The organism is Thalassobacillus devorans (assembly GCF_900176565.1).
GTDB classification, from domain to species: domain Bacteria; phylum Bacillota; class Bacilli; order Bacillales; family Halobacillaceae; genus Thalassobacillus; species Thalassobacillus devorans_A.
The window spans coordinates 841,218-863,192 of the sequence record NZ_FXEH01000006.1 but is presented as its reverse complement, the minus strand read 5'-3'; the positions used below and the strand labels follow the sequence as shown (position 1 = coordinate 863,192).

Here is a 21,975-nt window from a genome sequence, read left to right as displayed (position 1 = left end):
TTTGATATTTCTTTACTTTTTATATAGCGTCTAGCATTTGGAATTGCGTCTTGACCAGGTCGTAATATTCACCTTTTTGGTCCATCAGCTCATCATGGCTGCCTTGTTCGAGAATTTTACCATGCTCCAGCACAATGATGTTATCCGCTTCCCTGATCGTAGAAAGACGGTGGGCGATAATAATCGCTGTCCTTCCTTTTAGTAACCTGCGCAGTGCAGACTGAATTTTCACTTCGGTTTCTGTATCGATGCTTGCTGTAGCTTCATCCAGAATCAGGATTCTTGGATCAGCGAGCAGCGCTCTTGCAAACGATAGCAATTGGCGTTCCCCTGCGGAAAGAACGTTGCCCCGCTCTTCCACTTCTGTCTCATATCCATTCGATAGACGCTGGATAAATTCATCAGCCCCAACGACCTTTGCCGCTTCGATTACTTCTTCATCCGTTGCATCCGGACGGCCGAAACGAATATTTTCCATGATGGTGCCGGAAAAAATGAAGGTATCCTGAAGGACGACACTAATTTGCTGGCGGATACTGTCAATGGTAACATCGCGCAGGTCGGTTCCATCAATTTTCACAGCTCCTTTAGTAGGATCATAGAAACGGCTGATCAAATTGGCAATTGTAGATTTACCGGAACCTGTATGACCGACCAATGCTACAGTCTGCCCTTGTTTCATCTCCAGTGAAATTTCATGAAGTGCAATCCTTTTATCATCATATGAAAACTGGACATGGTCGAATTCGATATGACCCTTGATGCGGTCTAACTGTGTCGCATCTGGCTTCTCCGCCACGTTTGGCTGCTCATCGAGAAATTCAAATATCCGTTCTGACGCCGCCATTGCCATCAGCAGCTGGTTATACATCTGTCCGAGACGTGAAATCGGCTCCCAAAACATTCCGAGGAAAAAGGCAAAGGAGACAAAGGTACCAACTTCAATTCCCCCGTTCGCCGGTCCCTGAATGATCAGCCACGCCCCATAAGAAATAAGAATGACGGTGCCGATGGCGTTACTCATTTCTACAAATGGACGGAACATAGCACTTTTCTTCGTCGCATTCCGCCAGGCTTCAAAACTGTCGGTATTGACACCGTCAAAGAACTCAGCATTTTCTTTTTCCTGCGAAAACGACTGGGTGATCCTAATACCCTGAATGCTTTCATTCAGATGGGAATTCAAGCGGGATTGCTGGATCCTAACCCGCTGCCAGGAACGCCGGATATTACGGCGTAATTTCGTTGAAATGTAAAACATTATTGGCAGGACGACCATGATCGCCAATGCGAGTTTCGGGCTCAGCACGAATAATATTATGATAATGCCAAGCAAGGTCACAATGTCCATCAATAGATTGATAATTCCATTGGTGAACAGTTCCTGCAATGAATTGATATCATTCATGATCCGGACAAGTATCGAACCGGCTGAACGCGAGTCGAAAAACCGGTGTGATAACCGCTGGACATGGGAGAACAAGTGCTGACGCAAATCATAAATGACGTTTTGCCCCAGGATGTTCACCCATTTAATCCGGAATACGTTCCCAAGATAACTGAATAAGTAAAGAATGGCGATTCCGACTACGAGTTGAATCAGCATATTGACGTCCTGATTCGCAATCGCAATATCAATCGCTACTTTACCTATCAGAATCGGTACGACTAACCGGATGATCGTTGATACCAGCATGGCGATGATCGCTGCCGGCAGCAGCGTTTTTGCGTATGGTTTTAAATATTTTAATAACCGGACCATCTGTTCCCAGTTGAACGGCTTCTCAATCGCCTGGTCGATGGTGTAATGAAACCGGTTCAAGTGCTTATTTTCCTGTGGTTTCGTTTTTTGTCTGCGTGCCAAGGTGACTCCCCCCTTTTTGATTTCAGGTATTGGATGCTTTCAAAATCTGTTCTTTATCCTGATACTGAATATCATAGATACGCTGATATGGACCACCGTTAGAAAGCAGGAAGTCGTGGGTACCACGCTCTTTTACTTCCCCATCCTCCAGGACGATAATTTCATCCGCGTGCTTCAAGGAAGAAATTCGGTGTGCAATGATGAAGGTCGTTCTCCCTTGCATCACTTCCTTCAAAGCTTTTTGAATCTTGAATTCTGTTTCCATATCCACAGCAGAAGTAGCATCATCTAAGACAAGAATACTCGGGTCAATCAATATCGCCCGTGCAATTGCAATCCGCTGCTTTTGTCCACCGGATAAGCCCATTCCGCGCTCACCCAGCAACGTATCGTAACCTTCAGGCATATCCATGATGAATTCATGTGCCTGCGCCCGCTTGGCAGCATCGATGACTTCTTCTAACGTAGCATCCGGGTTCCCATAAGCAATGTTTTCTTTGATCGTCGTTGAAAAAAGGAACGATTCCTGAAGTACAAACCCGATATTGCGGCGTAAAGTTTTCAAGGCATAGTGGTCGACGGGTTTGCCATCAACTAGTACCTCTCCGGTTTCAGGTTCATAAAATCGAGTGATTAACTGGGTGATACTTGTTTTCCCGGAACCAGTGGCCCCGATTAAACCGATGACCTTGCCTGGAGGGGCATCAAAATTGACATTTTTTAATGCTGAATCATCGTCTTCTGTATAAGTCAGTGTTACATCACGGAAAGTGACATGACCGTTTAAACGCTCCAGAGTAATTGGTTTATCCTTTTCCTGAATATCTTCTTTTGCTTCTAAAATTTCGAGAAGACGTTCCCCGGACGCTTTCGATTGAGAAAATAAGTTAATAACAAAACCGAGATTCATTAATGGTCCAAGGATATACCAGACGAGGCTGAAGAATGCGACGAGTTCACCGAGGCCAAGATTCCCATTGACGACCATGCTGCCCCCGTACGCCAGCAATGCGACGACAGATACATTTCCGATGAACTCCATCAATGGAAAGTATTTTGCCCAGATATTGGCGGTGGTCAGGTAATTCTGTCGGTAGTCCTGGTTACGGTCGGAGAATCTGCCGATTTCAAAACCTTCCCTTGATAATGATTTAACGGTTGTCATGCCGCTAATATTTTCCTGTACGCGTGTATTCAATTTCCCGAACGATTTACGAATGCCTCGGAAAGCTGGATGGACGCGTTTATCAAACTGGAAAACTACGACTGCCAGAAATGGCATGGCTGCCATCGTTACAAGCGCTAGTGGCACGGAATAATAAAACATGACACTTAGGCTGATGACAATCAATAACGTGATACGGATCAATTCAGCAATACCGAATGAAAGGAAAAATCGGAACCCTTCCACATCCGCTGTCAGCCGGGACATGATATCGCCGGTTTTGGCGTTGTCATAATACTTAAATGGGAGACGCTGTAATTTTTTATAAAGTTCATCTCTTAATTTATAGACGGAAGTGATACCGAATAAATCACCTAAGTATTGTTGTAAGTAAGTGGCAATCCCTTTGATGGCCATCAGGATAATGAAGGCGCCTGCCAAATAAGGAATAAGATTATACCGTTCATCTGCTACAACATCATCGATTGTGATCTGCAAAATGATCGGGTATACCACAGTAATCCCCGTCACAAATAATAAAAACAACAGCGACCAAAAGAAATACTTTTTATAAGGCCAGTAAAATTCTTTCAGCTTTTTGAAAGTATCCATTGTCTCCCTCCTCTTTCTGTAACATTTTAACGTAATTATAAATATATCGGGTTACGAAATAAATATCCACCTTTTTGAGCTAATTTTTTAAAAATTCTCCATGCTTTATTCTAGTGTAAAATTGGACAGCACTAATGTACATGACAGGTGGATCTTCATAGGAAAACGAAGGATATAAGTCATTAAAAAACCACCAGCCTTAACTGGTGGTTTCGATTACTGCTTATTTTTCTTTATTGCCAAGGACGCGGTTGACGCGTTTGCGGAGCATTTTCATACCGCCGCCACCTGCCTGGAAGTGACGAAGGTTGCCTTCTTCATCGAACACATAGTACGCAGGTACATATTGATTTTCAAAGGCATCGGTAAGTGCGTGTTTGTTGTCTACGAAAATTGGCTGCGTAATATCATGCTCAGCAGCGACTTCTTTGATTTTATCCAAATCAAGGTCTTTTTCAGAGCGTGGCATATGGACAGCAACCACGTTCAAGTCGTCTTTGTATTCGTCACGGAATTCATTGACATTCGGCATAGCTTCTTTACATAGACCGCAGCTGACAGACCAGAAATGGATCAATGTAGGTTTATCCCCTAAAAGCTCATCTTTAGAGACTTGTCCGTTCAACCATTCGGTTGCGCCTTCCAGTTCAGGCATTGGTGCTCTTAAACGCATGTTAATTCCTCCTTAAAAAAGGTACAGTTCGATTATTTAGATATAAAAGGGCCTAACATGAAGTTAGACCCTTGTGAATAGCTTGTCCTTTTATGACCCCTATTATAGAGTCTCTTGACCTGGCTTCCAGTTTGCAGGGCAAAGTCCGCCAGTTTGAAGTGCTTGAAGTACACGTAGTGTTTCATCAACGTCACGACCGATGTTGTTGTGGTTAACTACTTGATACATCAATTCGCCTTCCGGGCTGATGATGAATAGGCCGCGAAGTGCAACACCTTCATCTTCAATTAGTACACCAAAGTCTTCAGAGACTTTATGGTTCGTGTCAGCAGCCAATGGGTAAGCAAGATCGCCTAGGCCATTGTCATCACGGGAAGTGTTGATCCATGCCAAGTGTGTGTGGATAGTATCTGTAGATACTCCAACTACCTCTGCATCCAAATCTTCGAATTCATCGTAACGATCGGAAAGTGCAGTGATTTCTGTCGGACATACGAAAGTGAAGTCCATTGGATAGAAGAATAGCACTGTCCATTTGTCGTTTTTCATGTTTTCTTCCAAAGATACTTTTCCGAATTCTTTGTTCGGAAGTACTGCGTCCATTTCGAAGCGTGGAGCTTGTTTTGCTACCATACGTTCTGCCATGAAAATCCCTCCAAAAATATTGAATTAGTTGTTGTAATCACTCACAAGTCCTATTATAACGAGCAGCTTGTTTAAAGTCAATATTAAATTATAATAAATTTAATCTGGCTTCTTCGACTTCCATAATCAAGCATGCCCTAATAATATAACCCTTACACATTCTCATTAAACAATAATGATTGATGAATGTAAAATGATAGGCTTTACATCCGGTAAAAACCTTTTCTATCCCGGTTATTAGCGAATCAACCGTTTGATTTGATAAATTATTACAAAATCCGCTATTCTATTACATAGCATGGTATGAAATTAAGGAGTTGTTCACATGAATTTGTTTGAGGATGGTTTCCAAATCAATTTAACGGAAATCACAGAGCTATTGATTACAGTAGGATTAAAAATCCTGGTGCTTCTCATAGCATTCGCAATTATAGCACCGATTGGCCGCAAAGCGATCAGTGGTGCCATCAACCGGATCAGCAGGCATCGGAAAATTCCGGAGCCACGCACGAAAACGCTGGAACGTCTTTCGATCAATTTGTTTTCCTACATTATGATGTTCGTTTTTGTGGTGATGCTGCTTGAGATGGTCGGCATTCCGATCGGACCATTACTTGCGGGTGCTGGTATTGTCGGTCTCGCCATTGGTTTTGGCGCTCAAGGCCTTGTCAGTGACATCGTTACCGGTTTTTTCATTTTGATTGAGCGACAGGTAGATGTAGATGATTACGTGACCGCAGCAGGTTATGACGGAGTGGTGGAAGAAGTTGGCCTGCGGACGACTAAGCTGCGCGGCTTTGATGGAACTCTTCATTATATCCCCAACCGGGAAATCTCAGGTGTCAGCAACCACTCTCGCGGCAACATGCGCGCGATGATCGACATCGGCATCGCTTATGATGAAAATATCGAGGAAGCCGTCGCTGTTCTTCAGCGCGTCTGTGATGATTTTGCAGCCAACGATGAACGAATCAAAGAAGGACCAGATGTCCTTGGCGTTCAAACACTTGGTTCCTCCGATGTCGTCTTACGAATTCTTGGCAAAACCACAAACATGGAACAATGGGGCGTCGAAAGAGATTTACGCAAGGCGATGAAAGAAGCGCTTGATGCTGCGGGCATTGAAATCCCGTTCCCGCACCAGGTGTATATAGAAAAGAAGGATAACGCCGAAGCTTAACGGCCCCCTGGACCGGCTGTCTCGTATATGGGTAGTTTGTCTCGAAAATTTTCGTTTTTGTCTCATTAAATCACGAATTTGTCTCTCAAAATCGAAATATTTTCTCATTAATGAACCCGACGGAATCACAAACGGAGGTAAATTCTCATATAAGCCGAATCTGTCTCTTAAAAAGTTAATTCCTAAAAAAATTATCCCGGGCATCTGCGCCCGGGATTTTTATTCTTCCCATACCTCTACTTTTCTAATTTGCCCATCAATCATATCAACGATTTTAAAATGATGATTCCGGAAGGTGACCTCTGTCCCTTCTGAAGCATCGATATCATTTGTATAAATAAAGCCAGCAATCGTGTCGTAATCTTCATTCTCAAGATCCAAATCAAAATATTCATTCATATCCTGAATCGAGACTTTCCCTTCCACAAGGAAGTGGCCGTTTTTCAGACGTTTGATCGCCCGCTCTTCTTCGTGGTCAAATTCGTCGCGGATCTCCCCTACGATTTCTTCAATAATATCTTCAATGGTTACAATCCCGGATGTCCCTCCATATTCATCGATCAGGACAGCCATATGCGTCCGTTCTTTTTGCATCCGGACCAGCAAGTCATGGATCGGGATATTTTCAAATACTTTGAATCCCGGGCGGATGAAAGGCTCTAACGTATCCAGGTCTTCGAAATCATTATAAAATAATTCCTTCAAATGAATGACACCCAGGATATGGTCTTTATCACCGTCAATCACTGGATATCTCGTAAACCGTTCTTGCTGGATATAACGACTGATCGCTTTAACTGAATCGTTGATATCGATAACAGCCATTTCCGTACGGGGAATCATGATTTCCTTTGCTGTCCGGTTATCGAATTCAAAAATACGGTCCACGTAGGTGAATTCCGATCGGTTAATTTCCCCTTTTTGATAACTTTCTGATAATATGTGGCGCAATTCTTCTTCGGAGTGCACCTCTTCGGATTCATTGGCAGCATGAAGTCCGAACATACGAACCAGGATATTGGCAGACCCGTTCAGAAGCCAGATCAACGGATACATTAGCTTGCTGTATAATATCAGCGGCTTTGCCAACAGCAGCGTGATTGCTTCTGCTTTTTGGATGGCTACTGTCTTTGGGGCTAGTTCTCCTAAAACCACATGTAAAAAGGTGATGACAAAAAAGGCGATTCCGAATGAGATGGTATGACTGACAGCACTCGGCAGCTCAAATCCTTCCAATAACGGGTGGAGGAGCACCTCAAGGGTCGGTTCACCGAGCCAGCCTAATCCCAATGCGGTAATTGTGATTCCCAGCTGACAGGCAGATAGGTAATAATCCAGGTTATTTGTCAGCCGTAATACACTCTTCGCTTTTTTATCCCCTGCTTCAGCCCTTGCTTCCATTTTTGTTTTCCGTACCTTGACGATAGCGAATTCACTCGCTACAAAAAAAGCCGTCAATACGATCAGCAAGGCTACTGCCAAAAGCTTAAATGTGGTTTCCATCCAATCTCTCCTCTAACGACTATGTATCGGGGCAATGCGCCCCATTTGCTTATCGCATCCGCTGCTCCACTTGCTGACAGACTTCTTCCGCTGTCGCACCATGGGCATTGATGACTGACTGCTCTGTTTGTGCGTCCGCCATTCCCATCACATCTTTATCCTGACCGGAAATGACACAGCAGTCGCATCCTTGTGCATCCTGTTCATTTCGAAGGGTTACTATATCATACCCTTTTTCCTGTAAAGCGGAACTAATATCTGTCAAACTTTCCTCTACTGCAATTTTTCTCATTTCTTATTCCTCCTTGAATAGGGTAAGGTCTACGTCCCTATTGTTACCAACGTTAAAGGAGGTATGCAGATAACCATGCTTACCAGTTTCGGGTGACAGCTTCCACTATGTCCACCCCAACAGCTAATGCTCGTTCATCCGGTGTAAGTTTTGCGTGATGAAGTCCATATTCAGATTCCACTCCAAGCCAGAACATAAACCCGGGAATCTCTTTCAGCATATAACCGAAGTCCTCCCCAGTCATCGCTGGAGGTGCCTCCTGGAACGTGACACCATCCACTTTTTCGGAAATCTGCCGGAAAGCATCCACATGGCTGCCGTTATTGTACACCTGATAATAATTAGCTCCATAATCAATCGAAGCGGTACATTCATGGCCGATTTCAAGTCCTTCTGCCAGCCGTTCAATATTCGCCTTTACTTTTTTCATCGCTTCCGGGGACATTGCCCGGATGGTCCCCTCCAGGCGGGCGTGTTCTGCAATTACATTCTGGACCGTTCCACCAGTAATTTTGCCAATTGTGACGACTGCACTATCCAACGGATCGACACGTCGGGCAACGATTTGCTGCAGCTGCGTGACAAAATAGCTGGCAGCCACTACCATATCATGCGTCTGATGTGGATAAGCGGCATGTCCACCCTTCCCTTTCAAATCAATAAACAACTCGCTCGTGTTAGCAAACAGCAGGCCTTCTCTGGAGGAAACGGTCCCGACCGGCAGATCTGGTGCAATATGAAGAGCAAAAATGACATCAGGACGCCACGCTTGAAATTCTTTACTATTCAAAAGCGGCTCGGCACCGCCTGGTCCTTCCTCTGCCGGCTGAAAAATAAACAATGTGTTGTCAGCTGCCGGTTTTTCAGCAAGCCGTCTTAATGACCCCAATGCGATAGTCATATGGAAGTCATGACCGCAGGCATGCATGCTGCCTTCATGTCGGGATTGAAAATCATACCCGGTTTCTTCCGTAATAGGCAATCCGTCAATATCGGCCCGGTAGCCAATCGTTTTTGATGGCTTCTCGCCTTTTACAAAAACTAAAATTCCTGTCCGCCATGTTTTGATTTCGATATGTTCCTGCGGCATTCTTCCAATCTCATCTAAGAGATACTGTTGTGTTTTGTATTCCTGGAAGCCAAGCTCCGGGATCTGATGCAAGTCTCTTCTAATTATTTGAAGCTGGTTTTTATCCAACCCGCCCACCTCTTTCCTTTAGGATCTGCTAAACATATAAATGTTTCCGTTTTTCCCATAAACGCAAGGAGGCCCGGGAAATTGCGAGACTCCAATGGGATAATAGTACAAGGTGAGATCCCGCAGGGCTTTAGCCCGAGGAAGCTCACCGTACGCCCATGGAAAGCGAGTGATTTCCCGGACCTCCCTACCGTTACTACCGTAACGGAAACAAATTATCTCGAAACTGAGTCTTCTATTAAAGGAAAACGGATGCAATAATTCTTATAGAAAAGGCCCTGCGATGTGCAAGGCCTTAAGGGTTGATCAGTTATCCAGTTTGCGTAGTTCCTGTTTGATTTCTGTCTTGGATTTCGTCTGATCGTCGATATCTTTGATTTTTTTCGCTGGTGTACCGGCAACCAGTGTATTTGGAGGGACATCTTCTGTAACGATGGATCCTGCTGCTACAACAGAACCTTCACCGACCGTGACACCTTCCAGTACTACTGCGTTGGCGCCGATTACGACACCATCTTCAATTACTACCGGGCTGGCAGATGGCGGCTCGATAACTCCTGCAAGTACCGCGCCTGCTCCGATGTGGCAGTTTTTGCCGACCGTTGCGCGTCCACCTAGTACTACGTTCATATCGATCATCGTACCTTCACCAACAACAGAACCGATGTTGATCATCGAACCCATCATAATGACACAGCCATCGCCGATTTCCACCTGGTCGCGGATGACAGCGCCTGGCTCGATACGAGCGTTGATGCCCTTCAAGTCAAGCAATGGAATTGCAGAGTTTCTGCGGTCGTTTTCTACTACGTAATCCGCAATCGCATCTTTATTATTATCAAGCAGCTGTTCAACGTCTTTCCATTCACCGAAAAGTACACCGCTTTTTTCTTCGACAAAATCCTGAACGTTCTCACCGAAGTCGATACTCTTCAAGTTTTCCCCTTTCAGGTAAACTTTGACTGGTGTTGACTTGGTGCTATTCGAAATAAACGAAATAATTTCGTTTGCATCCATTTGTTTCATGTGTCAATTCCTCCTTCATGGTATGTAACGTACTGCTTCATTTACTTTATCAAAGTGAAATGTTTGTGACAAGAATTTCACTTGTTTCTTTATTTTTTCGTCACGTTGCTTTTGTCCCCTTTTGGCAACAAACTGATCAAAAAAAGACTGATGATCGCCAGAACCAATATACCGAGATAGACAAGATGAAGCCCGGAGGTTAAGGCGTCCTGTAGCACTTCAAGGGCACCGGGGGAAAGACTCTCCCTTTTTTCCGCATCCAGGAGCAGGTTGGTAGAGTCGACGGTCAACTCCTTGCCGAGGTCCGCTTGAGCAATGGCTGTCTGAATTCTGCTGTTGAGCATGCCTCCGAGCAAAGCTGCGCCCACCGCACTCCCCAGGGAACGCATGAACATGTTGGACGCTGTAGCGATCCCCCTTGTTTTCCAATCTACCGTACTTTGAATCGAGACAATGAAGGAAGTCGTCGAAAGCCCCATGCCGACACCGATGAAAAACGAGCCTGTCGCTGCCCAAACCGGACCTTTTTCCGGAGATAACAAAAAGAAGAAGATGCCCCCGATAATTAAAGAAATACCACCAATGAATGAGGTGGACCGAAATCCGATCCGAAGCAGCAATCTTCCTGCAAGAGCAGATGAGATAGGCCAGCCAATCGACATCGTGGTTAACGTGAAACCGGCGACAATCGCAGGCTTCTCCATCACACCCTGAACGAATGCCGGCAAGTAACTGGATACACCGATCAGGATCATTCCTGTGGTCAATGAGGTGATATTGGCAATGGATATTGAGCGATGCTTCCAAATTTCAAATGGCATCATCGGTGCGCTTACCCTTTTCTCCTGGAAGAAAAAAAGGACGAATCCGATAGATGATAGACTGGCAAGTAAGAGCATCAACTGTGAATTCCAGTCAATCCTGACCCCGCCTTCCACCAGAATCAGCATGAGAGCACTGACAGCAATGAACATGAAAAATGCACCGCCGTAGTCGATTTTCCTGTCTGTCTTATCCAGTTCCTCATGAAAGAAAAGGATAATTCCCGCCATCGCCAGCACTCCTAACGGGATATTCATCCAGAATACATAGGGCCAGCTCAACACATCAACAAAAAAGCCGCCGAGTGCCGGGCCGGTTACAGCCGAAATTCCCCAGACGCTTGATAGGTAGCCTTGAATATTGGCCCGCTCTTCTTTCGTATAAATATCGCCGACAATTGTCGTGGCAATCGGCATCAATGCCCCGGCCCCTAATCCCTGGATGAGCCTGGTGAAAATGAGCATTTCCATAGAAACAGCAAACCCGCTTAATGTCGAACCAATTAAAAATACCGATATTCCAATTAAAAATATCGGCTTTCTTCCAAAGATGTCTGAGAGTTTACCGAATATCAGCACCGTCGCAGCATTCGTCAGCAGATAAGCAGAAAATACCCAGCTGTAGAGACTGAATCCTCCTAAATCGGCGACGATGCTTGGCATCGCTGTAGAAACAATCGTAGCTTCAATTGCTGCCAGAAACATGGCGAGCATAATTGATGCTAACACGAGCGGCCGTTTAATCGTTTTTTTATGTACAACAGACTGTTCCATAAATCCCCTTCACTTTCTTCACCTTAAGATAAAACAGGGGCTGACTCTTTAATAGAGTCGAGCCCCGGTTGATTATATTATCTTTTTTCTCTACCCCTTTACCTTATCCCGTAAGAGGTGCGTTTCTGTATGCAAATAACGATTCAACTGCTTTAAAATTGCTCTGCGCGTCAAAATACCATCAAAAGAACCTTCTTCATCTGCAACACAGACAAACGGGTGATCGATGACATATTTCAACGCCTTTTCAAACGAATCATCCCGGTGAAGAATCGGGATATCTGTTTTCATGACCGTGTTGACACACATCTCGGATAGTTTATTAAATTCAAATTGTTCGATTCCTAATGTTTGTTCGATGATAGCGGCTTTGCTGATTGTCCCTTTCAGCTTAAATGCAGCATCCAGTACAGGAACAGCAGAATATCCGGTCTTAACTAAGACCAGTAAAGCGTGCTCGAGTGGATTGCCTACCTGAACATGGGCGACTTTATCAGCAGGAATCATCAGTTCGTTTACTGTGGTGTGGAGCAACTCATCGTTTGGTACATTAATCATTTTTCAACACTCCCTTATCATCCAGCAGTCGAAGGAGCATACGGAAAACACCATACATAGCAAAAAGGCTTTATTATCAAAGCCTTCCCTCCCACTGTTCATGGATATTACATGGAACCACGGGATATGCTACTTCATTATTTTAACATAATCCGGTGAAGCGAGTAGACTTTTATGGAAGAAAACTTTTTTAACGTGCACTTCCGACTGATCCCTCCTATTCCTCACTGACAGCTTCTTTATCGACATTAATGATAATTTCGACTAATGTAATTTTATTACATTTCTTACAATACCCCGGCATTCTATAAAGCAAACAGCATTTAGGACATTTATAAAACATAAAAAAAACACCCTTTTTAACAGTTTATGTACCATTTAAAGCCGGGGTGTTCTCTAGCCAGGAAAAATAAAACATGAGATAATGGATGTTAATGAAAGAAGACAAGGAGATGTTCATTCAAAAATGTCAACACATACCTTTACGAAACCGGAAGAGATAGCCAATACAATTACCCATGGGATCGGAGCGATATTAAGTGTGGCGGCGCTTATATTACTTTTAGTGTTTGCCAGTATGGAGGGAAACCCGTGGCACATTGTTTCCGTAGCTATTTACGGAGCGACCATGGTATTAATGTATGTTTCTTCCACATTATGTCATGGTTTTCCAAAAGGGAAAATGAAAGATCTCTTTGAAATTTTTGACCACTCGGCCATCTATTTATTTATAGCTGGAACTTACACTCCAATTATGCTCGTTCCATTGAGAGGCACTCTGGGCTGGACGTTGTTCGGCATCGTGTGGGGCATTGCTATCCTGGGCATTGTTTTCAAAGTATTCTTTGTCAAACGGTTCGTCATGCTGTCGACTTTGTTCTATATTTTGATGGGGTGGCTGATTATTCTTGCTTGGGGACCGCTGACTGCGGAGTTACCGGCACAAGGGATAACCTATCTTGTTGTCGGCGGCGTGCTGTACTCGATCGGCAGTATTTTTTACGTGTGGCGGAGTTTTCCATTTCACCACATGGTGTGGCATCTATTCGTGCTAGGAGGATCCCTGTTCCACTTCTTCACCATTTTCTTTTATATCCATTGATTGATAACAAGCAGTGACGCATAAGTGAAAATCTTTAAAATTTTACTCATTTAAGAGAAAAAAATGCCGGATTTGAGAGAGTACACCATATAAGAGAGACAACTTTTTGATTAAGAGAGACAAATTTGAAAATAAAAGCGACAATACCTGCATTATATGAGAATGAAATAAGTGTAAGAGAGAAACCAACCTTTATAAGAGAGAAAAGTGAAGGACCACCTGACAGGTTCAGGTGGTCCTTCTTGTATTTCTATGCAAATCGGGGCCTGTATAACCTTAAAAAGGGAATTGGTTGAGCCATTGGCCGCCGTCCAGGGTGACGACCTCGCCATTCATATAAGACGCCTTATCCGAAAGTATGAAATGCGCCAAATCAGCAATTTCTTCCGGGGTGCCCAGTCTTCTCAATGGAACCGATTGAAGCGTCCGCTTCGCTGCCTCTTCGGACTCAAACAGTTTATCTGCCCCTCCGGTTCGTTCGATCGGACCAGGCGCTATCGCGTTGACCCTTACCCCATATTTGGAGCCCCATTCGACGGCCAATGTCCGCGTCATACTGAGCACGCCTGCTTTTGCGGCTGCGGAATGAATGACACCGGCTCCAGCATTCCAGGCATAAGTAGCCACCATGTTCAAAATAGTACCCTTTGTTTTATTTTCAATCCAGTAATTTCCAACGGCATGACTACAATAGAATGTTCCGTTCAAAACGATATCAATGACGGTCTTCCACCCATTTGCAGACAGCTTCTCTGCAGGAGCGATAAAATTACCGGCCGCATTATTGACCAGGTGATCAACCCGCCCGAAGGCTGCTTCTGTCTCTATTACCATCCGTTCGGCATCTTCTATATTTCTTACATCCATAACAATGGTAAGTACCTGAGCCGGGTCATCCCCCATAATTTCCTCTTTTGCTGATTGCAGGCGTTCCTCATTACGGCCGGTTATGACAACATTTGCGCCCTCCTGGACGAACTTCTTTGCCATGTATTTCCCCATTCCGCTGGAACCGCCTGTAACTATTACAACTTGACCTTCCATAACAACTCCTCCTTCACTATGTATGTATTCCATATCAAAAACTGAATTCCTGTTCATTTTTCAAAATATATCAATCTATTTTCATTTTCACTATAAATCTAGCACATATCCTACTTTCTGCTATAATAACCTAGACTGAGGGAATATATGATGCAACCGAAGACATTTACATGGATATAGAAAGGAAATTTATATGAAGATGAATCGGCGAGCTTTCCTGAGAAAAGCATTCGGCAGTCTTCTTGCCTTCATGGGCCTAACCGGCGGAACATACTATTATGCGAGATACATGGAGCCGGATATGCTCACCATCCAGGAAGAAACACTGACAAATAGTAAAATTCCCGGGTCATTCCGTGACTTTAAGATCGTACAGTTTTCCGATACTCATATCGGCTTTCACTATACATTGGAGCAATTGAAAGAAGTCGTTGATCGAATTAACCGTATGAACCCGGATCTGATACTTTTCACTGGAGACCTGGTCGATCGTCCGAACGCCTACGAATGGAATGGCAAGATTGTAGAGGTATTAAAAAAGCTGCAAGCTCCCCATGGGAAGTACTGGATTTACGGCAATCATGACCATGGTGGTTATGGCACAGATATCGTCAAGAAAAAGATGGACGAAGCCGGCTTTCAACTGCTCCAAAACGAACATACTGTCATAAAAAAGGAACAATCTTCCTTTATTCTTGCTGGGGTTGACGATCTCATGCTTGGTAAACCGGATATGGAAAAAACACTTCAGGGAGCAGATAGCGATTCTTTCGTACTTCTGATGGTTCATGAACCGGATTATGCGGATGAGGTAGCCAACTATCCGGTAGACGTGCAATTATCAGGGCATAGCCATGGCGGTCAAGTCCAGATACCTTTTTTCGGATACCTTGTCACACCACCCTATGCTGAAAAATATGTAGAAGGCCGGCATACGATCGGTAATCTCGATCTCTATGTCAGCCGTGGTCTCGGTACCACCCGGCTTCCTTACCGATTCTTGTGTAAACCGGAAATTACGATTCATACGTTAAAAAATAGTTGAGAAAAATACGACATTTTTATGACAAATAAGCCAAAAATAGCAACACGCCAGCCTTCATGTTACAATAAATTCCGAATGTTAAAGAAGATGGACAGCTTCAGGTTGGAGGGAACAGGATGAAACTTATGTACAAACTGTCCTTGCCTTTTTTTGCTGTGTTGTTATTCCTTGCTGCATGCGGTCAGGAAATTGAGGAAAATATGTCCCGGGATGTAGAAGAATTCTCAGCAATCAATGAGCAAGGCGAGGAAAGAAGTTTAGAAGACTACCAGGGTCAATATTGGGTAGCTGATTTTATTTTCACCAATTGTGATACCGTATGTCCGCCAATGACTGCTAATATGGCACGCCTTCAGACAATGATGGAAGAAGAAGGTATTGAAGATGTGCAGTTAGTCTCTTTCAGTGTCGACCCTGAAAATGATGATCCTGAGGCATTAAAAGAATTCGGAGATAAATTCCAGGCAGACTTTGGCAATTGGGACTTTTTGACTGGCTATGATTTTGATGAAATCCGTCAGCTTTCCATCAAGTCGTTTCAATCCATGCTGGAAGAAGAACCCAATTCAGATCAAATGATGCATGGTACACGCTTTTATTTGGTGAATCCTGATGGAGAAGCAATCAAACATTACAGTGGTACAGAATCGGGATCCATGGAAGAGATTTTAGAGGACCTTAAGAAAACACAATAATCCAATGGCGCACCTTATTGTGCGCCTTTACCTTTACCCTTGTCCAGTGTTGTAAGAAAGGAGTGTATCCGTTGAAAGAAAAACATGCCTTGACCGACCATGAATTAGCCGAATCGTTATTTATTATCAACCGCCACGCTAAGACAGCACCTGAACCAAAAGAATTATATGATTTAAAAAAACAAACCATCGCGAAGCTTCTCAAGGAAAACCGCGCCAAAAAAGTCGGTCTCCACTTTTCTGATCATCCTAAATTAAGTCAGCAGCATTCCACCCTGTTGATTCAGATAGGAAACTATTACTTTCATATTCCCGCTCAGAAAAAGGATTTTCAGGAACTTCGCCATTTAGGGAAGTTGGACAAGGATTACCGGAACCCCAAACCACGATTGTCTCTTTCCCGCGCGAAGAAAAATTTGTATCGTTATTTGGATCGGAAACCGGCACCCTCCAATAACAAATCTTTTCAAAAAAGCTCCTATACCTCCTCCTATCTTGGAAGTATGAACTTCCGCCCCTGGAATCAACGTGGTAAACGGTCTTGATTGAAAATCAAATAAAAGAAATAATAAATTCTCCTAAAAAACTTTCAGCCATTTTTGACTGGAAGTTTTTATTTTTTCGCCAATATTTTTTCCATTAACACCCAGTCAAAAACTTCCCCAACCCGCTCTGAACAGGTATTCACCCGCCATACAGAATATACTTTTAAAATTTTTTAGAAATATTTTTTAAAAACAAAAGGTTGTCATTTCAACGATGTAAGCGTTTACCGTTTTTCTGATTTATCTAAACTATCAGAAAATTTACTTTTACCCTGTTGACGCCCTGCAAATAAGGGCGTATAGTAATCGTCAAATTCAAAAAAAATTAATTTTCTGAAAGCTGAAAGGCAGGAAGTTTTGGGCCCTGAAACTTACACATATTTTGAAAGCCGGGCTCATAAATTTCACAACAATCCTTTATGAATTTTAAACAATAATCAGTTAAAGAGAGGAGTGTGCAAAAGGATGAGTAACCAATGGATTTATCTCAACGGCGAATACGTCACCAAACAGGACGCAGTCGTTTCTGTTTATGATCATGGTTTTCTATACGGAGATGGGGTGTTCGAAGGTATTCGTGTTTACAGCGGAAACATCTTCAAACTCGATGAACACCTTGACCGTTTATATGACTCAGCAAAATCGATCATGCTGAATATTCCCTACACAAAAGAGGAGTTTCAGGACATTATTGTCGAGACTGTCCGCAAGAATCAGTTGGAAACAGCCTATATTCGCGTCGTTGTTTCCCGCGGTCCAGGAGATCTCGGGTTAGATCCAAATAAGTGCTCAGAACCTCGAATCGTAGTCATCGCGGAAGCACTCGCTCTCTTCCCGAAAGAACTTTATGAACGAGGTGTCCGGCTGGCATCGGTTGCAAGTCGAAGGAACCGTGCCGATGTTCTTCCTCCACAAGTGAAATCATTGAATTATTTAAATAATATTTTAGTGAAAATGGAAGCGAACCAGGCTGGAGTCGATGAAGCGCTGATGCTGAACGACCAGGGTTATGTCACAGAAGGATCCGCCGATAATGTCTTCATCGTAAAAAACGGGGTCATCAAAACTCCTCCCGTCTACCTGGGAGCCCTGGAAGGCATTACAAGAAACACAATCATCGATTTAGCGAAGCAATTAGGTTATGAAATGCGGGAAGAGCCATTCACCCGCCACGATGTCTATGTAGCAGATGAAGTATTCCTGACAGGGACAGCGGCTGAAGTCATTGCCGTCAATGAAGTGGATTCCCGGGTAATTAACAATCGTAAACCGGGTAAGGTCACCAACCATCTGTTGTCTGAATTCCGCAAACTCACTACCGAAGACGGTGTGAAAGTATATGATTCTGATGCAAAAGTTCAAGTAAGCTGAAGCAGACAAATTAATAGTTAACTCCATGACGGGAACAAAGGAATAAGTAACTGTATTCACAGAGAGCCGGGGTTGCTGGAAGCCCGGAAATACACCTTATTCCGACATCCTCCCTGAGTGTCGGGCTGAACGATTCATCCATTAGGTCCGACCGGGTGCCTTCCTAAGCACCTGTTATCAAAAGAAGCTGTACTGGTTGAATAGGCAGCTTCCCAAGGCAGTATTTGTGAGGATACTGTAAACGAGGGTGGTACCGTGAAAAGCAAAGTCTTTTCTCCCCTCTTGCTCCACACGTTAGTTCGATGTGGAAACAAGAGATGGATGAAAAGGCTTTTTTCATTGCTAAAAATGTTTAGATTAAAAGAATCAACTATCACTTAGGAGGGATTTAAAAAATGAAGGTAGAAGCGAAGCCGCACTATGAAACCCAAACGAAACCAAAGTCAGGTGCGGACCTGCTCGTGGATGCATTGATCCAGGAAGAAGTCAAAACCATTTTTGGATATCCGGGGGGTGCAGTATTACCGATTTATGACGCGCTGTATCGCGCCGGTGATGCATTCCATCACGTCTTAGCACGGCATGAGCAAGGTTCTATCCATGCTGCTGAAGGCTATGCCAGAGTAACCGGGAAGCCAGGCGTTGTCATTGCCACTTCCGGGCCAGGGGCGACAAACCTGATTACCGGCATTGCGGATGCCATGATGGATTCCCTTCCGGTCGTCGTTTTCACCGGGCAGGTGGCCCGCGGCGTTATCGGAACCGATGCTTTTCAGGAAGCGGATGTTATGGGTATTACAACTCCCATCACCAAGCATAACTACCAGGTACAGTCGCTGTCCGACCTGCCTAGAATTGTAAAAGAAGCCTTTCACATCGCTTCTACCGGACGGCCGGGACCTGTTGTGGTTGATATTCCGAAAGATATTTCAACGGAGGTGGATGACAATCCTCCAAGCGTGGAGTTTTCACTTCCCGGCTATCAACCGAACTTGAAACCGAATCCGCTCCAAATTAAAAAGCTGACAGATGCGATGGCGCAGGCAAAGAAACCAGTGCTGCTCGCCGGGGCCGGCGTCCATCACGGGAAAGCTTCCGAAGAGTTGAAGGCTTTTGCTGAACAGCATTCCCTCCCTGTCGTACACACACTGCACGGGCTGGGTACTTTCCCTGGCAGCCACTCCCTTTCATTCGGAATGGCAGGAATGCACGGCACCTATGCAGCCAACATGGCGCTTTATGAATGCGATTTGCTCATCAACATCGGATCTCGTTTCGATGACCGTCTGACCGGAAAATTAGAACATTTCGCACCGAAAGCAACCGTCGCTCATATTGATGTCGACCCAGCAGAAATCGGAAAGAATGTACCAACCCAAATACCGATTGTCTCCGACTCAAAAGCGGCATTGGAAGCTCTATTAAAAAATGCAGATGCTTCCCCATCAACGGAAGAATGGTACAAAAAGCTGGATAGCTACCGTGAAGAATATCCACTTTGGTACAACAAACCGGAAACGGACATGGTGCCACAATGGCTGATGGAAAAGGTCCACAGCTACACCGGTGGAGATGCTATTGTGACTACGGACGTTGGCCAGCACCAAATGTGGGCTGCACAGTACTACAAATTGGAAAAACCGAATCGCTGGGTCACTTCCGGAGGACTTGGCACCATGGGATTCGGCTTCCCGGCAGCCATTGGGGCTCAGCTTGCTGCTCCTGAAGATAAAGTCGTAGCTGTCGTTGGCGATGGCGGATTCCAAATGACATTGCAGGAGCTGTCCCTGCTTCAGGAAATGAAGCTTCCTGTAAAAGTGATCATCGTCAACAACCAGGCACTTGGAATGGTCCGCCAATGGCAGGAAAGCTTTTATGAAAAACGCTATTCCGAATCGATCCTGTCGACACAGCCTGATTTTGTAAAGCTTGCCGAAAGCTACAATATAAAAGGCATGAGAATCGAGTCACAGCAGGACCTGGAAGAAAGACTTCCAGAAGCACTCTCAAACGATGAACCAGTTGTCGTTGACTGCCGGGTACTCCAGCAGGAAAACGTCTATCCGATGATTGCACCAGGAAAAGGAATCCACGAAATGATCGGGGTGAAACCATGAGAAGAATTGTGACAGCAACTGTTCAAAACCGAAGCGGCGTACTGAACCGGGTGACAGGGCTGTTAGCGAAACGGCAGTTCAATATCGAAAGTATCTCTGTTGGCCGCACGGAAGCAGAAGGTATTTCAAAAATGACATTTGTCGTCGACGTTGAAGACGAACGGAAACTGGAACAGCTGACCAAGCAACTGAATAAACAAATCGATGTTCTCAAGGTTTCCGATATTACCGATAAAGCGATTGTTGCAAGTGAACTTGCATTGATACGAGTAGTCAGCAATGCACAGATAAGAAATGAAATTCAGGGTATCATCGAGCCATTCCGGGCGTCGATCATCGATATCAGCAAGGACAGTCTGACCGTTCAGGTGACAGGCAAACACGAAAAAATTGAAGCATTAATCGACCTGCTTCGCCCATACGGTATCAAAGAACTGGCACGGACCGGCCTCACCGCCTTCCTCCGCGGCCAGCAGCCACAAGTAGCAGAAATGAAAAACTACTCTATTTTAAAATAATAGTTTATTAGTTTAAGCATTGTTGATTCACCCATAGGCATGGGAAACGGCGAGACTCCCGCGGGAAGAGCAAGACTGACAAGACCCCACAGGGCGATAGCCCGAGGAGGCTTGACGTCTTCCCCGCGGAAAGCGAGTCGTTTCCCCCGCCTCCCATTAAAATATCAACAATAAATTACAAATAATAAAATTCTGGAGGATGATTAATTATGGCAAAGGTACTTTATCACAACGACATTAACGAACAGGTATTGATGAATAAAAAGGTAGCGGTTGTAGGCTATGGTTCTCAAGGTCACGCTCACGCACAAAACTTGAAAGAAAGCGGCCATCAGGTAGTTGTTGGTCTAAGACCAGGAAAGTCCTGGGACAAAGCGGAAGAAGACGGCCAGGAAGTCAAAACCGTACCAGAAGCAGTTGAAGAAGCAGACGTAGTAATGGTGCTCCTTCCAGATGAACACCAGCCGAAAGTTTTCGAAGAACAAATCAAGCCGAATCTGCAGGAAGGCAATGCACTTGTTTTCGCTCACGGATTCAACGTCCATTTCAACCAGGTCGTCCCTCCTTCTGACGTCGACGTATTTCTTGTAGCACCGAAAGGCCCAGGACATCTGGTACGCCGGACATTCGAAGAAGGCGCAGGCGTTCCGGCATTGATCGGTGTCGAACAGGATTATACTGGTGAAGCAAAAGAGTTAGCACTTGCCTACGCAAAAGGCATCGGCGCTGGCCGTGCAGGCGTATTGGAAACGACGTTCCAGGAAGAAACAGAAACAGACTTGTTCGGTGAGCAAGCGGTCCTTTGCGGCGGGCTTTCCAATCTTGTCAAATCCGGTTTTGAAACATTGACAGAAGCAGGCTACCAGCCTGAAGTTGCCTACTTCGAATGTATGCACGAACTGAAATTGATCGTCGACTTGATGTATGAAGGCGGACTGGAAGGCATGCGTTATTCCATTTCCGATACAGCACAATGGGGCGACTTCGTTTCCGGACCACGTGTCATCAACGAAGAAACAAAAGCCCGCATGAAAGAAGTGCTAAGTGATATCCAGACAGGTAAATTCGCGAAGGGCTGGATCACAGAAAATCAGGTCAACCGTCCAGAATTCAACGCAACCAACAACCTTGAAAATAACCATCAAATCGAAAAAGTGGGACGTGAATTACGCGAACTGATGCCTTTCGTCAAGCAGCAGAAGAAACAAAAACAGGAGGTGTAAGTAT

The 21,975-nt window shown here is 44.6% G+C and carries 21 protein-coding genes; 10 read left to right on the top strand and 11 right to left on the bottom strand.

Translation table 11 applies throughout. From position 1 onward, the window contains the following. Nucleotides 1-19 precede the first annotated feature (19 nt). The 4 genes from B9Y67_RS15270 to B9Y67_RS15255 form a co-directional block, all read right to left on the bottom strand. The gene (locus B9Y67_RS15270; RefSeq protein WP_085507927.1) at nt 20-1,864 is read right to left on the bottom strand and encodes an ABC transporter ATP-binding protein; all 1,845 of its coding nucleotides are present in this window, start codon (nt 1,862-1,864) and stop codon (nt 20-22) included. Between the two features lie 22 nt (nt 1,865-1,886). After that, entirely contained in the window at nt 1,887-3,641 is a 1,755-nt protein-coding gene (locus tag B9Y67_RS15265) for an ABC transporter ATP-binding protein (RefSeq protein WP_085507926.1), read from the bottom strand. Between the two features lie 223 nt (nt 3,642-3,864). Then, complete coding sequence (locus B9Y67_RS15260) at nt 3,865-4,314, bottom strand: redoxin domain-containing protein (protein WP_085507924.1); 450 nt, start codon at nt 4,312-4,314, stop codon at nt 3,865-3,867. A gap of 102 nt (nt 4,315-4,416) precedes the next feature. Further along, nucleotides 4,417-4,959, bottom strand: a complete 543-nt coding sequence (locus B9Y67_RS15255) for a peroxiredoxin (RefSeq protein ID WP_062445599.1) — start codon at nt 4,957-4,959, stop codon at nt 4,417-4,419. A gap of 325 nt (nt 4,960-5,284) precedes the next feature. Between B9Y67_RS15255 and B9Y67_RS15250 the strand changes: the two genes are divergently transcribed. Further along, a complete protein-coding gene (locus B9Y67_RS15250; RefSeq protein WP_085507922.1) occupies nt 5,285-6,139 on the top strand; it encodes a mechanosensitive ion channel family protein in 855 nt (284 codons plus the stop codon). Between the two features lie 219 nt (nt 6,140-6,358). On the opposite strand, the gene B9Y67_RS15245 is transcribed toward B9Y67_RS15250, so the two are convergent. The 3 genes from B9Y67_RS15245 to B9Y67_RS15235 all read right to left on the bottom strand — a co-directional run bounded on the left by B9Y67_RS15245 (nt 6,359) and on the right by B9Y67_RS15235 (nt 9,132). Further along, the gene (locus tag B9Y67_RS15245) at nt 6,359-7,642 is read right to left on the bottom strand and encodes a hemolysin family protein (RefSeq protein WP_085507920.1); all 1,284 of its coding nucleotides are present in this window, start codon (nt 7,640-7,642) and stop codon (nt 6,359-6,361) included. Nucleotides 7,643-7,691: 49 nt separating this feature from the next. Further along, nucleotides 7,692-7,934: a YkuS family protein gene (locus tag B9Y67_RS15240; RefSeq protein ID WP_085507918.1), complete on the bottom strand. Its 243-nt coding sequence runs from the start codon at nt 7,932-7,934 to the stop codon at nt 7,692-7,694. 79 nt (nt 7,935-8,013) lie between these two features. Then, nucleotides 8,014-9,132: an N-acetyldiaminopimelate deacetylase gene (locus B9Y67_RS15235; protein ID WP_085507916.1), complete on the bottom strand. Its 1,119-nt coding sequence runs from the start codon at nt 9,130-9,132 to the stop codon at nt 8,014-8,016. Between the two features lie 81 nt (nt 9,133-9,213). On the opposite strand from B9Y67_RS15235, the gene B9Y67_RS15230 reads away from it, so the two are divergent. Then, on the top strand, nt 9,214-9,393 hold the full coding sequence (locus B9Y67_RS15230) for a hypothetical protein (RefSeq protein WP_085507914.1): 180 nt from the start codon (nt 9,214-9,216) through the stop codon (nt 9,391-9,393). 45 nt (nt 9,394-9,438) lie between these two features. On the opposite strand, the gene dapD is transcribed toward B9Y67_RS15230, so the two are convergent. From dapD to cbpB, 3 genes are all read right to left on the bottom strand, one after another. Beyond that, nucleotides 9,439-10,158: a 2,3,4,5-tetrahydropyridine-2,6-dicarboxylate N-acetyltransferase gene (gene dapD / locus B9Y67_RS15225; RefSeq protein ID WP_085507912.1), complete on the bottom strand. Its 720-nt coding sequence runs from the start codon at nt 10,156-10,158 to the stop codon at nt 9,439-9,441. A gap of 89 nt (nt 10,159-10,247) precedes the next feature. Then, nucleotides 10,248-11,753, bottom strand: a complete 1,506-nt coding sequence (locus B9Y67_RS15220; protein ID WP_085507910.1) for an MDR family MFS transporter — start codon at nt 11,751-11,753, stop codon at nt 10,248-10,250. Between the two features lie 90 nt (nt 11,754-11,843). Then, nucleotides 11,844-12,311 carry a cyclic-di-AMP-binding protein CbpB gene (gene cbpB, locus B9Y67_RS15215; protein WP_085507908.1) on the bottom strand — a complete coding sequence of 156 codons (468 nt, stop codon included), beginning with the start codon at nt 12,309-12,311 and terminating at the stop codon, nt 11,844-11,846. Nucleotides 12,312-12,777: 466 nt separating this feature from the next. On the opposite strand from cbpB, the gene trhA reads away from it, so the two are divergent. Further along, complete coding sequence (gene trhA, locus B9Y67_RS15210) at nt 12,778-13,413, top strand: PAQR family membrane homeostasis protein TrhA (protein WP_085507906.1); 636 nt, start codon at nt 12,778-12,780, stop codon at nt 13,411-13,413. Nucleotides 13,414-13,689: 276 nt separating this feature from the next. On the opposite strand, the gene fadH is transcribed toward trhA, so the two are convergent. Continuing rightward, the gene (gene fadH / locus B9Y67_RS15205; RefSeq protein ID WP_085507904.1) at nt 13,690-14,457 is read right to left on the bottom strand and encodes a 2,4-dienoyl-CoA reductase; all 768 of its coding nucleotides are present in this window, start codon (nt 14,455-14,457) and stop codon (nt 13,690-13,692) included. 193 nt (nt 14,458-14,650) lie between these two features. On the opposite strand from fadH, the gene B9Y67_RS15200 reads away from it, so the two are divergent. From B9Y67_RS15200 to ilvC, 7 genes are all read left to right on the top strand, one after another. After that, the gene (locus tag B9Y67_RS15200) at nt 14,651-15,502 is read left to right on the top strand and encodes a metallophosphoesterase (protein WP_369668769.1); all 852 of its coding nucleotides are present in this window, start codon (nt 14,651-14,653) and stop codon (nt 15,500-15,502) included. 116 nt (nt 15,503-15,618) lie between these two features. Further along, a complete protein-coding gene (locus B9Y67_RS15195; protein WP_176224024.1) occupies nt 15,619-16,197 on the top strand; it encodes an SCO family protein in 579 nt (192 codons plus the stop codon). 71 nt (nt 16,198-16,268) lie between these two features. Then, complete coding sequence (locus tag B9Y67_RS15190; RefSeq protein ID WP_085507902.1) at nt 16,269-16,742, top strand: YkyB family protein; 474 nt, start codon at nt 16,269-16,271, stop codon at nt 16,740-16,742. 465 nt (nt 16,743-17,207) lie between these two features. Continuing rightward, nucleotides 17,208-18,113 (top strand): branched-chain-amino-acid transaminase, encoded by a 906-nt coding sequence (gene ilvE / locus B9Y67_RS15185; RefSeq protein WP_085507900.1) that lies wholly within the window; start codon nt 17,208-17,210, stop codon nt 18,111-18,113. A gap of 395 nt (nt 18,114-18,508) precedes the next feature. Continuing rightward, nucleotides 18,509-20,230 carry an acetolactate synthase large subunit gene (gene ilvB / locus B9Y67_RS15180; RefSeq protein WP_085507898.1) on the top strand — a complete coding sequence of 574 codons (1,722 nt, stop codon included), beginning with the start codon at nt 18,509-18,511 and terminating at the stop codon, nt 20,228-20,230. Next, on the top strand, nt 20,227-20,748 hold the full coding sequence (gene ilvN, locus B9Y67_RS15175) for an acetolactate synthase small subunit (protein ID WP_062445571.1): 522 nt from the start codon (nt 20,227-20,229) through the stop codon (nt 20,746-20,748). Before ilvB ends, ilvN begins: the two co-directional genes overlap by 4 nt. Nucleotides 20,749-20,957: 209 nt before the next feature. After that, nucleotides 20,958-21,971: a ketol-acid reductoisomerase gene (gene ilvC, locus B9Y67_RS15170; protein WP_085507896.1), complete on the top strand. Its 1,014-nt coding sequence runs from the start codon at nt 20,958-20,960 to the stop codon at nt 21,969-21,971. Nucleotides 21,972-21,975: the final 4 nt, after the last annotated feature.